12 protein-coding genes are annotated in these 14,855 nt (G+C 60.0%); 11 read left to right on the top strand and 1 reads right to left on the bottom strand.

Features of this window, described 5'->3' with window-relative positions:
• The first annotated feature begins 54 nt into the window (after nucleotides 1–54).
• The 4 genes from proC (at nucleotide 55) to V8J85_RS01255 (ending at nucleotide 3,712) form a co-directional block, all read left to right on the top strand.
• The gene (gene proC, locus V8J85_RS01240) at nucleotides 55–870 is read left to right on the top strand and encodes a pyrroline-5-carboxylate reductase (RefSeq protein WP_339951420.1); all 816 of its coding nucleotides are present in this window, start codon (nucleotides 55–57) and stop codon (nucleotides 868–870) included.
• A complete protein-coding gene (locus V8J85_RS01245) occupies nucleotides 863–1,201 on the top strand; it encodes a tRNA-binding protein (RefSeq protein ID WP_339951422.1) in 339 nt (112 codons plus the stop codon). The genes proC and V8J85_RS01245 overlap by 8 nt, the downstream gene beginning before the upstream one ends.
• Complete coding sequence (locus V8J85_RS01250; protein ID WP_339951424.1) at nucleotides 1,198–2,145, top strand: 2-hydroxyacid dehydrogenase; 948 nt, start codon at nucleotides 1,198–1,200, stop codon at nucleotides 2,143–2,145. Before V8J85_RS01245 ends, V8J85_RS01250 begins: the two co-directional genes overlap by 4 nt.
• A gap of 118 nt (nucleotides 2,146–2,263) precedes the next feature.
• Nucleotides 2,264–3,712, top strand: a complete 1,449-nt coding sequence (locus tag V8J85_RS01255) for a TrkH family potassium uptake protein (RefSeq protein ID WP_339951426.1) — start codon at nucleotides 2,264–2,266, stop codon at nucleotides 3,710–3,712.
• 3 nt (nucleotides 3,713–3,715) lie between these two features.
• On the opposite strand, the gene V8J85_RS01260 is transcribed toward V8J85_RS01255, so the two are convergent.
• Nucleotides 3,716–5,452: a serine protease gene (locus tag V8J85_RS01260; protein WP_339951428.1), complete on the bottom strand. Its 1,737-nt coding sequence runs from the start codon at nucleotides 5,450–5,452 to the stop codon at nucleotides 3,716–3,718.
• Nucleotides 5,453–5,624: 172 nt separating this feature from the next.
• Here V8J85_RS01260 and V8J85_RS01265 point away from each other — a divergent pair, with 172 nt between their 5' ends.
• The 7 genes from V8J85_RS01265 to folP all read left to right on the top strand — a co-directional run bounded on the left by V8J85_RS01265 (nucleotide 5,625) and on the right by folP (nucleotide 14,855).
• Entirely contained in the window at nucleotides 5,625–6,545 is a 921-nt protein-coding gene (locus V8J85_RS01265) for a glycine--tRNA ligase subunit alpha (protein WP_339951430.1), read from the top strand.
• Entirely contained in the window at nucleotides 6,545–7,066 is a 522-nt protein-coding gene (locus V8J85_RS01270; RefSeq protein ID WP_339951432.1) for a DUF6446 family protein, read from the top strand. The genes V8J85_RS01265 and V8J85_RS01270 overlap by 1 nt, the downstream gene beginning before the upstream one ends.
• On the top strand, nucleotides 7,066–9,348 hold the full coding sequence (gene glyS / locus V8J85_RS01275; RefSeq protein WP_339951434.1) for a glycine--tRNA ligase subunit beta: 2,283 nt from the start codon (nucleotides 7,066–7,068) through the stop codon (nucleotides 9,346–9,348). Before V8J85_RS01270 ends, glyS begins: the two co-directional genes overlap by 1 nt.
• A 64-nt stretch (nucleotides 9,349–9,412) precedes the next feature.
• Complete coding sequence (locus V8J85_RS01280; protein ID WP_339951436.1) at nucleotides 9,413–12,001, top strand: putative PEP-binding protein; 2,589 nt, start codon at nucleotides 9,413–9,415, stop codon at nucleotides 11,999–12,001.
• 170 nt (nucleotides 12,002–12,171) lie between these two features.
• Nucleotides 12,172–12,837 carry a cell wall hydrolase gene (locus tag V8J85_RS01285; protein ID WP_339951438.1) on the top strand — a complete coding sequence of 222 codons (666 nt, stop codon included), beginning with the start codon at nucleotides 12,172–12,174 and terminating at the stop codon, nucleotides 12,835–12,837.
• A gap of 96 nt (nucleotides 12,838–12,933) precedes the next feature.
• Nucleotides 12,934–13,851 carry a dihydroneopterin aldolase gene (locus tag V8J85_RS01290; RefSeq protein ID WP_339951440.1) on the top strand — a complete coding sequence of 306 codons (918 nt, stop codon included), beginning with the start codon at nucleotides 12,934–12,936 and terminating at the stop codon, nucleotides 13,849–13,851.
• Nucleotides 13,848–14,855 (top strand): dihydropteroate synthase, encoded by a 1,008-nt coding sequence (gene folP / locus V8J85_RS01295; protein ID WP_339951442.1) that lies wholly within the window; start codon nucleotides 13,848–13,850, stop codon nucleotides 14,853–14,855. Before V8J85_RS01290 ends, folP begins: the two co-directional genes overlap by 4 nt.

The raw sequence follows: 14,855 nt of genomic DNA on the forward strand, positions 1-14,855 counted from the left end.
GGGTTTAAACCCACCTGTCCTTTGCCTAACCTCCCGGTGTCGAAAGGGGGGATCATGATGGATCAAGACATCGCCACGCGCGGCCTTGTTTTACTGGGTTGCGGCAAGATGGGCTCGGCCATGTTGGCAGGATGGCTGACGCATGGTTTGCCATCGCAGTCCGTCTGGATCATCGATCCACATCCATCGGATTGGTTACACACGCAGCAGGTGCATCTGAATACCGACCTGCCCTCTGATCCGGCGATCGTCATCATCGCTGTAAAGCCGCAAATGATGGGCGACGCTTTGCCGGTCATGGCTGCGCTGGGCAATGGATCGACTTGTTTCGTCTCGATCGCCGCTGGAACCCCGATCGCGCATTTTGAAGATGTGCTTGGCCCGCAGACCCCGATCATTCGGGCGATGCCGAATACACCAGCGGCCGTTGGGCAGGGTATGACCGCCTTGATCGGCAATGACCAAATCACCGACAAGCACATGAACATGGCCGAGACGCTGCTGCAGGCGGTCGGCCGTACGGTGCGGCTGGAGGACGAGACGCAAATGGATGCGGTGACGGCCGTCTCGGGCTCTGGCCCGGCTTATGTCTTTCATATGATCGAGGCGATGGCGGCGGCGGGACAGGCCGAAGGCTTGTCGTCTGCTCTCGCTTTGGAATTGGCCAAGGCAACTGTTGCCGGGGCTGGTGCCCTGGCGATGACGGCGAAAGAAGATCCGACACAGCTGCGGGTGAACGTCACCTCGCCCAATGGCACGACGCAGGCCGGTCTGGATGTGTTGATGGATGAGCGTAAGGGTTTGAAGCATTTGATGAAAAACACGGTGAAAGCGGCTGCCGACAGATCCCGGGACCTGGCCCGTGGCTGAGATTTCCTTTGACGACTTTCTGAAGGTTGATGTTCGGGTCGGCACTGTCCTGCGCGCTGAACCTTACCCTGAGGCGCGCAAGCCCGCCATCAAGCTCTGGATCGATTTTGGGGACGATATCGGCGAAAAGAAGACGTCGGCCCAGATCACGGTCCACTATGCGCCTCAGGCCTTGGTCGGCCGTCAGGTGCTGGCTGTCGTGAATTTCCCGCCCCGCCAGATCGGTCGATTCATGTCCGAGGTTCTGGTGCTTGGTATGCCGGATGAAAATGGGGACGTCGTTTTGGTTGGTCCCGACAAACAGGTCCCGGAGGGAGGGCGCTTGCATTGAAAAAGTTGCTGATCACACGGGTGATTCCCGAAGCGAATATCGCTGCGGCACGTGCGCGTTTTGATGTGACGGTTCTGGATCGGACCGAAGGGTTGAGCGTGGTGGAATGTCAGGAGGCTTTGGCCACTTATGATGCGATCCTGCCAACGCTGGGTGACCAATTCGTCAAAGAAGCGTTTGCCGGAGACATTCGGTGTGGTGTGCTGGCCAATTTCGGCGTCGGGTACAATCATATCGATGTCGCGGCTGCGAAAGCCGCCGGTGTGTCCGTATCGAACACGCCGGACGTCGTGACGGATGCGACGGCCGATATCGGCATGACCTTGATCCTGTCCGCCTGTCGCCGTGCCGGTGAGGGTGAGCGGTTGGTCCGCGCAGGGAAATGGGATGGCTGGGGGCCGACGCAGATGCTGGGCACCCATGTGACCGGCAAGACCGTCGGTATCATCGGTATGGGCCGGATCGGACAGGCCGTCGCGCGCCGCTGCCACTATGGCTTTGAGATGCCTGTGATTTACTACAACCGGTCCCGGAAGGACGTGGATGTTCCAGCGCGTCAGGTGGATGGCCTACACGGTCTGATGGCGGCGGCAGATATCGTTGTCGTCACGGTGCCAGGCGGTGGTGCGAATACGCGGATGATCGATGCCAAGGCGCTGGCCGCGATGAAATCAACCGGGGTCTTTGTCAATATAGCCCGCGGTGACGTGGTCGATGAACAGGCATTGATCGATGCGCTGGCCAGCCGGTCGATCGCGGCGGCGGGTTTGGATGTTTTCGAGAGGGAACCTGTTGTGCCGGATGCGCTGACCGAGATGGAACATGTTGTTTTGCTGCCCCATTTGGGGACAGCGGCGCTGGAAGTGCGCGAGGCGATGGGGCAGATGGCGTTGGACAATATGATCGCTTGGGACGAAGGGCGTATCCTGCCGCAGGCGGTTTGAAGGTTGAGGCGATTATCGGAATGCGATCGGAGTGTCTGCGCCTTGATCCCAATGGGCCGTCAATGACAGGTCGGAGGCGCCGCTTGACAGTTCGCAGCCACCGCGCCAACCCTGCCTCATGATCGATCTGCGTCCCGTGGGGTATGTCATAGGCCTGCTCGTTGCGGCACTGGGCATCACAATGTTCGTGCCGATGGCGGCGGATATGATCGCGGGGAACGATCATTGGTTCATTTTCTTCGAAAGTGCCATCGTCAGTTTGCTGGTTGGCGGCCTGATGGCCCTCGCATGCGCGAATGGCGTGTCCGAGGGGTTATCCCTGCGGCAAACCTTTTTGCTGACTTCCCTCGTCTGGTTGACGCTGCCGGTTTTCGGTGCGTTGCCGTTTGTCCTGGGCGCGACCCAGGCCAGCATTACGGACGGCTTTTTCGAGGCGATGTCGGGGCTGACGACGACAGGGGCGACAACGTTGGAGGGGTTGCAAGCATTACCCGTCGGGCTGCAAATCTGGCGGGGTATTCTGCAATGGCTGGGCGGCGTGGGGATCGTCGTCGTGGCGATGGTGTTCTTGCCCGAGTTGCGCGTGGGCGGCATGCAAATCTTCCGGTCGGAGGGCTTCGATACGTCCGGCAAGATTCTACCCCGTGCGGGCGAGATCGCGAGCCGGATTTCCGTCATCTATGTTGGTCTGACCATCGCCTGCGTCACCGCATATTTCGCGGCAGGGATGAGTGGATTCGACGCGCTTGTGCACGCCATGACAACTGTCTCGACCGGCGGAATGGCGAATTATGACACATCTTTCGGCGCATTCGGCCCGGCTGTTCACTACGTCGCGATCACCTTCATGCTGCTTGCGGCGCTGCCGTTCGTGCGGTTCGTGCAACTTCTTGCAGGGTCGGCGCAACCGCTATTCCACGACCGGCAGATCAGGGCGTTCTTTCTGTCCATCGGGTTCAGCGCATTGTTGATAGCATCCTGGCTTTGGGGTCGGTCCGGGTCGGTCAGTGAAGGCGCGTTTCGCGATGCCTTGTTCAACGTCACCTCGATCATGACGGGCACCGGCTATGCCAGTGCCGATTACATGCGTTGGGGGACGTTCCCGGTGACGATGTTCTTTCTGATCGGTTTGATCGGAGGCTGTGCCGGGTCGACATCCTGTTCCGTGAAGGTGTTTCGTTATCAGCTGCTTTTCGCGTCGGTGAGAAGCCAGATCCGGCAAATTCATTCACCTCACGGGATCTTTACCCCCCGCTATGACGGACGCCCGGTGAGCGAGGATGTTTTGAATTCGGTTATGGCGTTTCTGGTCGCCTTCATCCTGTCTTTAGGCGCGACTGCGGTGCTGTTGGGCATGACAGGTCTGGACTTCATCACATCCGTTTCTGGCGCTGCGGCGGCCTTGGGCAATATCGGCCCCGGCTTGGGGCTAGAGATCGGCCCGGCAGGCAATTATGCCGATATCAATGATCCAGCCAAGTGGATTTTGGCCATCGCCATGCTGGTCGGGCGCTTGGAAATCATGGTCGTGCTGACAATTCTTTCGATCAAGTTCTGGCGGAACTGACGTCTACCAGCAACTGACCAGAACGGTCACATCAGCCGCCTTTCGCGTCAGCGCAACCGGAGAGATCGGGCCCGCGGGGTCCCGGGTAACCGCCGCGATCCCCTGATTGGCAAGAACGTCGACGATCTGCTGCGCGTCCAGTGAAAAGTTCACTTCTTGCGGAAGCACCTGTGTCGTACCGTCGGCGCGGGGCAAGAGCATGCCGATAACGGCCCCGCTGTCATCGAAGACAGGCCCACCGGCGTCACCCTCTTGCGGCAGGATGGATAACCGTTTGACCCTGTCATCACCGGTCAGCCCGCGGATATCGACGACCTGGCCAAAGGTCAGGGTCGGCGCACTAAGGACGCCATTGAACGGGTATCCGGCCACGGCGATCTGATCTTGCAGGCGGGGAACGGTCGTGAGGAATTCCGCGATGCCGATCGGGGCAAGGTCATCGGAAGGACGAAGGATGGTGATGCCCAATTCCTCGTCGGTGAACACGAGTTCGGCATCATGTTCGCGGTCAAAGGTGATCCGCTCGCATTGATCTATCACCGCCGGCGTCGTGACGACCGCGCCGTTATCAGAGACGAAAAAACCCGACCGTGACAGCTTTGGCTGCCGCACGGACAGTCCCGACACCATGTCGATCGCCTGATCTTCGCCCGGTGGCGTGATGTCAGGGTCGAGCACGCCATCCAGCCGCTGAAAGCTGACCTCCATCTCGTCCAGTATGCGGAGGCGACGCTGTTCATCATCCTGCGGCCATACCAGTGTGAAGCCTTTGATTTGGCCAGCCTCCAACGTCGCCATGGTATAGGAATGGATGCCGCCTCCGATGCCCTCGATGGTGAACCGGTTGCCGTCACGGCTGCGTGGCCCGTCAGGTGGTACGATATCGAGGATCTGCATCACTTCGTATAGCCCGACGAATTTGCCCTGATCACCTTTTTGGCTGATGAACAGCACCTGCGCGTCGGGAATATCGCCACTTGCGTCGAACCGGACGAACGGCGGTTGATATTCGGTAAAGCTGACGACATCGGTAGGAATTTCCATTTGGATGCCGGATGCGTCATCGCGCACCAGGCGCATGTTCATCCCGTCCAGCACGCTGTTGTATTGGTCCAGCAACATCGCCCGCTGTCTGGTGGTCAGAATACCGGTCGCCGCCTGATTGTTGGCTGTCTGCCACGCTTCCATCGCGCCACGTGTGCCGCGCCCGAACGATCCATCGATCGCGGCGTCGTAGAAACCGGCCCATTTGAGAGCCACCTGTAGTTCTTCGCGTTCTTCCCGACTTAGCGTGCGTTCCGATGCGCGCGCCTCTTGCGGTGTTTCGTCCGCCGCTTCGACAGGATCATCCGGAATCGAAGCGCCATTTTCGGAGGGGGCGGTGTCGGCAGGTGGCGTTGCTGCAGTCGCGCCGATGCCGCCGCCGATCGGCCAGAATTGTTGTTTGAAGAACTGCCCGTTTTTGACGAAACTGTCGGAGGGGATCGCGCCGCGCGACAGCAGCCGGTCCAGCGTGACCGTTGCATTTCGCTCGTCGAACGGGCCGATGAAGATGCCGTAAAACCCGTCACCCAAATAAAATCCGGCCACATCGTCCAGCCGCCGCGCGTATTCACGTGCGCGGTCCTGCGCGCCGGTCAGTGTCTGGCGTGCCTCGATCTGTACCCAAAACTGTCCTTGAGCCAAGGCAGAGGTCGCCCATAGACAGAAAAACAAGAATGTGATGATCGCCTTGATCATTGATGTCCCGATACCAATTTCGCCCCAGCAACTGACTGGCCCGCGATACGAAAAGAGGCAAGAGTTGATCCGATAAACTTTATGCAAATGCCGCATTAAGTCGCAACCCGTTGCCTAATTGACCCTGCACCCGGGCCGTCCTATTGAGCCGGTAAAGCAGATGAGGGTTAAGATGGCGGAAAAACCACGCAGTTTTCAGGAGATCATCCTGCGGCTTCAGACCTATTGGGCGGGCCGGGGCTGTGCGATCCTGCAGCCCTATGACATGGAGGTCGGGGCAGGGACGTTCCATCCGGCCACGACCTTGCGCGCCCTCGGATCAAAGCCATGGGCGGCCGCCTATGTCCAACCGTCGCGCCGTCCGACTGACGGGCGCTATGGCGAAAACCCGAACCGGCTGCAGCATTATTACCAATATCAGGTGCTGATCAAACCTTCGCCGCCTGATCTGCAGGACATCTATCTGGGGTCGCTCGAAGCTATCGGCATCGACGCCGCCATGCATGACATCCGCTTTGTCGAGGACGATTGGGAAAGCCCAACCTTGGGTGCTTGGGGCCTCGGGTGGGAGGTCTGGTGTGACGGGATGGAGGTCAGCCAGTTCACCTATTTCCAGCAGGTCGGCGGGCATGACTGCAAACCCGTCTCGGGCGAACTGACCTATGGGTTAGAGCGTCTGGCGATGTATGTTCTGGGCGTCGATCACGTGATGGACATGCCTTTCAACGATCCGCAAACGCCGATCCCGCTGACCTATGGCGATGTCTTCAAGCAAACCGAGCAGGAATATGCGCGCTGGAACTTCGACGTGGCGGATACCGAGGTTCTTCTGCAGCACTTCAAGGACGCCGAGGCCGAATGCCAGCGCATCCTGAATGAGCCGCATGATGACCCCAAAACCGGCATGCGGATTATCATGGCGCATCCGGCCTATGACCAATGCATCAAGGCGTCCCATGTCTTCAACCTGCTCGACGCGCGGGGCGTGATTTCGGTCACTGAACGGCAAGCCTATATCGGGCGGGTGCGGGCGCTGGCCAAGATGTGCGCCGATGCGTTTGTGCAGACCGAGGCCGGGGGGCAGGCCGCCTAATGGCACGTATCTTTATCTTGGGGATCCTTGTGACCGCCCTTATCGCTGGCATCGCGCTCTATTATTTTCAGGTCTACGCCTTCTACGACGAGGTGCAGGCGGACAATGCGGATGTGCGCCTGACCAGTGTCGTCACCGGCGAAGCGGAGCCGATCTTGTTTGAGAATTTCGAGGCGATTGACTCGGATTCCAGCCCCATCCGCTACCGCGCCTGTTTCACCACGCCGATCAGCCTGGCTACCCTGACCGAAACCTATGTGATCCGCGACGATGCCGAACCGCTGAATGCACCCGGATGGTTCGAGTGCTTTAATGCGGCCCAAATCGGCGCCGATCTGGACACCGAAGCTGTCGCCTTCCTTGGCGTCGCAAACATCACCTACGGCATCGATCGCCTTGTCGCCGTCTATCCCGATGGCCGCGCCTATGCCTGGCACCAGATCAACGCATGCGGCGAGGTTGTTTTCAACCGCGAGCCCGTCCCCGAAAACTGCCCCCCAGCCCCTGAAAGCCTGCAATAATGCCCGATCTTCTGATTGAACTCTTTTCCGAGGAAATTCCCGCGCGCATGCAATCCCGTGCGGCGCAGGATCTGAAAAAGCTGGTAACGGATGGGCTGGTTGAGGCGGGATTGACCTATGCGGGCGCGGCGGCGTTTTCGACGCCACGCAGGCTGGCGCTGTCGGTTGAGGGGCTGACGGCGGAAAGCAAGGCGGTGCGCGAGGAACGGCGCGGGCCGAAGGTCGGCGCGCCGGACAAGGCGGTTGAGGGGTTCCTGCGCGGGGCAGGGGTCACCCGCGAGGACCTTGAGGTGCGCGATGACAAGAAGGGTCAGGTCTACTTTGCGGTGATCGAAAAGCCAGGACGCAAGGCGGCGGATATCGTGGCCGAGGTGCTGGAAAGGACGATCCGCAACTTCCCATGGCCCAAGTCGATGCGTTGGGGGACCGGCGCGCTGAAATGGGTGCGCCCGTTGCAATCGATCCTTTGCATTCTGGCGGATGAGGCTGGGGCCGAAGTGGTGCCGCTGACCGTCGAAGGTTTCACCGCTAGTAACACGACCCGCGGCCACAGGTTCCTTGCCTCTGATCCGTTTTCTGTTGTGTCTTTCGATGATTACGAGGCGAAGCTGAAGCGCGCGCGCGTGATCCTGCGGGCCGAGGAACGGGCGGAGCTGATCTGGCAGGACGCCACCAATCAGGCCTTTGCGAATGGGCTTGAGGTGGTCGAGGATCGCGGGCTTTTGGCCGAGGTCGCGGGGCTGGTCGAATGGCCCGTCGTTCTGATGGGCAAAATCGACGATGACTTTCTGGGTCTGCCGCCCGAGGTGCTGCAGACATCCATGAAAGAACACCAGAAGTTCTTTTCGGTGAAGAACCCCAAGACGGGGCGGATCGAACGCTTTGTCACCGTCGCGAATATGGAAACCGCCGATAACGGGGCGACGATCCTCGCGGGGAACCAAAAGGTGCTGGCGGCGCGGTTGGCGGATGCGAAGTTCTTTTGGGAGAATGATTTGCGGGTCGCGCAGGCGGCGAAGATGCAGCCTTGGCTGGACTCGCTGGCGAATGTGACCTTTCACAACAAGCTGGGCAGCCAGAAGGACCGGATCGACCGGATCGCAGCGCTCGCGCGTGAGATCGCGCCGAGTGTCGGGGCCGATCCTGATCTGGCCGCGCAGGCAGCGCAGGTGGCCAAGGCCGATCTGTCGTCGGAAATGGTCTATGAATTTCCCGATCTGCAAGGGCTGATGGGGCGGTATTATGCAGAGGCCGCAGGTTTGCCCGCCGAGGTTGCGGCGACCTGCGAGGAACACTATTCGCCGCTGGGGCCGTCAGATGACGTGCCAACCGCGCCAATCTCGGTCGCCGTGGCTTTGGCGGACAAGATCGACACGTTAACCGGTTTTTGGGCGATTGATGAGAAACCCACCGGGAGCAAGGACCCATTTGCGCTGCGCAGGGCGGCGCTGGGGGTTATTCGGTTGGTTTTGGATAATAACTTGTCATTTTCATTTAAGAAATTGATGGATGATGCCTTGACCGCATTCACCGCGAATCGTCTCGAAGTGCTCCAGAATGAATTTCTCGATCCAACCGACGCACTGCTCTCACAAGTGAATGCAAAATTCATGGAATTGCCTGACCTCGATTTTAGGTCCAATGATCCTGTTGAGGTTATCAAACGGCTTGTTTCCAAACCTGAGGTGTTGGAACCAATGCTGATCGAAATGATGAAAGATCGGTTAGGGCGGCCCGAGTTCTCGATCCCTGTTACTGAGTCAATTCTCTCCTTCTTCCACGACCGCCTGAAAGTCTTCCTCCGCGACAAGGGTATTCGCCATGACATCATCGACGCTTGCATCGCGATGCCGGGGAATGATGATCTGACCTTGCTCGTCAAACGGGCGGAGGCTTTGGCCGAAACGCTTGCCACCGAGGACGGCGAAAACCTGATCCAGGGATTCAAGCGCGCGAACAATATTCTCACCCAGGCGGAAGAGGCGGATGGAGTCGAATACTCTTACGGGGCCGACGTCAAATACGCCGAGGAAGACGCCGAAAAGGCGCTTTTTGCGGCCCTTGATGCTGCAGATGCAAAGATCGCGCCGGCCATGGAAGTGGAAGATTTCAGCACGGCGATGACCGCTATGGCGGCACTTCGCGCACCGATTGATCAATTTTTCACCGATGTACAAGTGAATGCCGATAGCCAAATCCTCCGCCGTAACCGGCTTAACCTTTTGTCGCGTATTAGAAATATCTGCCTCAGCGTCGCGGATCTGGCGAAAATCGAAGGGTAGACTAAAGGTCACATATACCAGCCTATACACGTAAACGTTTTATGGCTTATGCTGCACTTGAACAATGATCGGTGCCGCAGTGCAGCAACAGACCCAATATCAGCCAATGACGCTCATCACCGCGACCGCGCCGATGAACGCGTCAGTGCATGGCGGGCGGGCGAAATGTCTGCAGCGGCTGGTGCGGTTGGACATGCCGGTGCCGGTCACCGTGGCGCTGTCTTTCGATACGGTTCACGACATCGCGAAGGGGCGCATGCCGGACATGGATTCGCTGCTGCAGCCTTTCGGGGACCAGCCGCTTTTGTCCGTCCGTCCCAGCAGTCAGGACCCGGATTGGGGTGGTCCCAGCGCGATCCTGAATATCGGGATGAATGATGCGCGCCACGCGGCGATGGCCCGACAAATGGGTGAGCATGCGGCGACGGCGCTGTATCTGCGCTTTGTCCAATCCTACGCGATCCATGTGGCACGGTTGGACCCGGAGGAGTTTTATCTGCCGGACGTGCCCGACGCCGACAGCCTGCGCGCAATGCTGGATACCTATGAAACCGAAACCGACGAGCTATTCCCGCAAGAAACGCGGGTGCAACTGTCCGAGGTGCTGCGATCCATGGCGCGTGCCTGGGACGGGACGACGGCCCGTCTGTTGCGGCAGGCGAAAGGCGCGCCCCAGGATGCCGGGCTTGGCCTTGTGGTGCAGGCCATGGCGCTGGGCGTCGGCAAAGGCGAATGCGGATCGGGGGTGATCCAGTATGTCAGCGGCGATACGGGTCTGCCACAGATCACCGGCCGTTACCTTGGCCAAAGCCAAGGGCGCGAGGCGTTGGGCGATGCCGATGGAGCGATCTATCTGACAAAGGACGCGCGCGGGCCGTCGCTGGAAGAGCTGAACCCCGATGCTTTCGAGGCATTGGTTGCCTTTGGCGATCTGTGCCGCAAGCATCTGCGCGAAGAGATGCAGATCGAATTTGCGATCGATGCGGATGGTCTGCATGTGTTGGACGCCATGCGCATCCAGCGTTCATCACGTGCAGCGGTGCGGATTGCGGTCGATCTTGCCACTGAACAGATCATTCCGCGGGAAGAGGCCGTGTTGCGGGTCGAACCTGCCGCCTTGTCCGAGATGCTGCATCGCCAGATCGATCCGCGCGCCAAACGGGATGTGATCGTGTCAGGGATCGCCGCCAGCCCCGGTGCCGCCGTGGGGCGGATCGTGCTGACTGCCGCCGAGGCGCAAGCCAGCGCGGCACGGGGTGAGCCATGCGTGCTGGTCCGGCGTGAAACGACGCCGGAAGACATTCGCGGCATGCATGCCGCTCAGGCCGTTCTGACCATGCGCGGTGGCGTCACCAGCCACGCCGCCGTGATCGGGCGTGGTCTGGGTGTGCCGTGCGTCGTGGGGGCTTCGGACCTCAGCATTGACCGTAAACATGGCCGGATCATCAGCCCCGACGGCCGGAGTTTCGCCGCCGGCGACATGATTACCGTCGACGGCACGACCGGTCAGGTTCTGGTAGGGGAGCCGCCGATGCTGGAAGCGGCGCTTGATAGTGCGTTTCAGACCCTGCTGGAATGGGCGGATGCGTTTCGCGACATCGGCGTGCGCGCGAATGCCGATACGCCTGCGGATGCGCGCACCGCCCGGAACTTCGCGGCCGAGGGGATCGGCCTCGTGCGGACGGAACATATGTTTTTCGAAGGCGATCGTCTTGGCGTGATGCGCGAGATGATCTTTGCCGAAGATGGTGATGACCGGCGGTCCGTTCTTGACCGGCTTTTGCCGATGCAACGCGCTGATTTCCAAGCGCTTTTCGAAATCATGGAGGGGCGCACCGTTTGCGTGCGCCTGTTTGACCCGCCGCTGCACGAGTTCCTGCCATCGGACAAGGCCGGGTTGCGCGATCTGGCCGAACAGCTTGCCATGCCGATCGCGGAAGTGGCTGAACGAGTCGATGCGCTAAGCGAATACAACCCAATGCTGGGCATGCGCGGCGTTCGATTGGGTATCGCTATCCCCGAAATCTATGACATGCAGGCCCGCGCGATATTCGAGGCGACGGCAGCGGTGATCAAATCCGGCATCGATATCACGGTCGAAATCATGATCCCGCTGGTCAGCGCGATGCGTGAGGTCGAATTGGTCAAGGCGCGGGTCGATGGTGCTGCGACCGCCGTAATGACGACGACCAAGACGCAGTTCGATTATCGCCTTGGCGTCATGGTCGAAACGCCGCGCGCAGCACTTCGTGCCGAAGATATCGCGGCGCATGCCGAATTCTTGTCTTTCGGGACCAATGACCTGACCCAGATGACCTATGGGTTGTCTCGCGATGATGCGGGCCGCTTTATGTCGGCATATGTGCAGCAGGGGGTCTATGCCGAGGATCCTTTTCATACGCTGGACATCGAGGGTGTGGGCGAACTGATCGCGATGGGCGCTGCGCGCGGGCGCATCGGGCGCAAAGATGTGATCCTTTCGATCTGTGGCGAACATGGCGGCAACCGCTCGGCCATTGCGTTTTGCCGGGAACATGGCTTTGACTATGTGTCCTGTTCGCCGTTTCGGGTGCCCGTTGCGCGACTCACCGCCGCACAGCTGGCGCTGCAAAGTCGGGCCAAAACCGTCACAAAGGCACCGCTTGTGACCTAAATGCGGCAATCTACACGATATTGAAGCAACAATAATGGTGTGACCCCCCGGTCTGGTTGCGAGTGCTGGGACAGTCCGGGGGTGGGGGTAGACGTGTGGGCTGCTTTCCCTTAAGGACACGCTCGCTACGCGGGGCGACCTGCAAAATTCCTGGGTGGGGAATACGGAAGATGATGAAGAATATGTTTCGCGCCGCTCTGGCGGTGGCGCTCATGCTTGGTTTTGTGTCTGCGGCTGCCGCAGATCAGGTTCTGGCCAGTCGTCTTGGCGCAGTGCTGGGACAAGAGCGTCAGGCGCTTTCTGTCGTTCCAGACAATAGACTGTCCGCATTGACCAGCTTGCCGCCGGCACCCGAACGCGGTGTATCGACCCGCAGTGGCGTGCGCTATGACCGCACATTCCTGGCGTCGCAACCCAAAGCGGACGGAGGCGCGCAGTGGCGCTGTCTGTCAGAGGCGCTGTATTTCGAAGCACGCGGTGAAACCGTGCGTGGTATGTTCGCGGTGGGCGAAGTGATCTTGAACCGGGTCGATAGCGGACTTTTCCCCGACTCGCTGTGTTCGGTCATCAATCAGGGCACAGGTCGCAAATATGCCTGTCAGTTCACCTATACCTGCGATGGTCTGGCTGAAACGATCGCCGAGCCGCGCGCATGGGACCGCGTGGGTAAAGTCGCCCGGATGTTGATGGATGGCGCGCCGCGCAATCTGACCAGCGGTGCGACCCATTATCACACCCGTGCCGTCAACCCGTCATGGGCGCGCGTTTACCCGCGCACCACGTCTATCGGTTCACATCATTTCTATCGGAAACCGACGCGGACGGCCTCGAACTGACGTCGCATCCTGCGCTTTGCGTGACGTGCCCGCCCTTGCTCTGACGTGGGTGGAGCTTTATCCAGCCCGGGTGACCTTTTGCCGCTGGACCCATGCATGACAGATGACATTCGCTTGGCCTTTGCACATCCCAGTGAACGGGCCGAGGCTAGCAGCACAACACCTTGCGACCGTATTTCGCTGCGCGACTATGTGGTCGAGGTCGAAATTGGCGCGTTCCAGCAAGAGCGCGGCAAATTGCAGCGCGTGCGCTTCAATGTCGTGGTTGAGGTCCTGCCGCTCAGCGGGCCGATCGACGACGACGTGGATCGCATCCTGTCCTATGACAAGGTGACCGAGGCGATCGGGATCGAGCTCGAGGCTGAGCGGCTCAATCTGCTTGAAACACTCGCTGCCCGCGTGGCCGAGCGTATTCTTCTTGAACCGCAGGCCGAGCGTGTTTTCGTGCGGATCGAAAAGCTGGATCGCGGTCCATTCGCCTTGGGGGTCGAGATTGTGCGTGCCCGGGACGGGATTGATCTGGCCGGGCAAGACCACGTGCCCGCCCCGCATCCCCGTGTCGTCTATATGTCCAATGATGCGATCAACGCCCCGCATATGTCCGCATGGATTGATCAACTTGCCGGGATGGATGCGCCGCTGATCATCTGTGTCGGTGCTGCGCCCGTCGCGGCCCCCCAAGCCAGCCACGCGCTTGCCCAACGCAGGATCGATCTGCTTGCGATCGAGCAGAACGCCTGGGTCCTCGCAGCCCGCGACCCGCGCTGCATGGTTGTCGGCACGCGGACCGAACTCGACTGGGCGATGAAGAACGACCAGATCTGCATCTGGGCCCCTTCCAAGATCGTGCTTGACGCGGTGGATGGCCCATCCGCCAGCCCAAGTGATGCCATGATGCTCGTTGCCTGGTTCGCTGAAGAGATCGAGGCGGCGGAACTTTTGGTGATCGGTGCGGATGCACCAAAGACTGACTGCCCCGTGCGCAGTATCGACGTCGCTGCGCGGGACCTATGAAAGACTATTATCAGCCGATCCCCCATTTCAACACCGCAAGACCCGCGGATGCGCTACCGCTTGCCGGGGGGTGGTGCTGGTTCGATCATGTCATTTTTCGCGACCGGGGCGGGCAGCATCGTATCATTGATGCCAAGGATGTGCCGGACGATGTGCTGCACCGGTTAACGGCAAGCCGCACGCCCATCGGTGCCTTGTCGATGGACCGCCCGCGCATCATGGGCATTTTGAACGTGACGCCAGACAGCTTTTCCGATGGGGGGCAGTTCGGTGACGTGACGCAGGCGACCCGGCATGCTTTGAAAATGGTCAAGAATGGCGCGGATATCATTGACATTGGCGGTGAGAGCACGCGGCCCGGTGCGGAGCCTGTGCCAGTACATGACGAAATCGCCCGCACGGTCCCGGCGATCAAGGCGATCGTGGCGCAGAGCAATGTCATGCTGTCGGTCGACACCCGCAAGGCGGCCGTCGCGCAGGCCGCGGTCGCTGCGGGGGCCGGGCTGATCAACGATGTGGCCGCAATGACCTTTGACCCCGGCATGGGTGCGATGATGGCGCAGGCGGGCTTGCCGGTCTGCCTGATGCATGCGCAGGGCGATCCTGCAACGATGCAGGCCGATCCGCGCTATGATGATGTTTTGCTGGACGTCTACGACCTTCTTGATGATCGGATCGGTGCAGCAGTCTCAGCCGGTATTTCCCGCGAATGCATCATCATCGACCCCGGCATCGGCTTTGGAAAAACGCTGCAGCATAATCTGGCATTGCTGCGCGGTCTTCCGTTGTTTCATGCGCTGGGCTGCCCGGTTCTGTTGGGTGCGTCGCGCAAACGGTTTATCGGCACTCTCGGCGCCACTGAGCAAACGCAGGACAGGATGGCCGGATCGGTGGCTGTCGCGCTGTACGCGCTGCGCCAGGGGGTGCAAATTGTCAGGGTCCACGATACATTCGAAACCAAACAGGCGTTCGACCTGGACTGGGCGATCAACAGGGCAGAGTGA

This window comes from Yoonia sp. 2307UL14-13 (assembly GCF_037572755.1).
In the GTDB taxonomy this organism is placed as follows: domain Bacteria; phylum Pseudomonadota; class Alphaproteobacteria; order Rhodobacterales; family Rhodobacteraceae; genus Yoonia.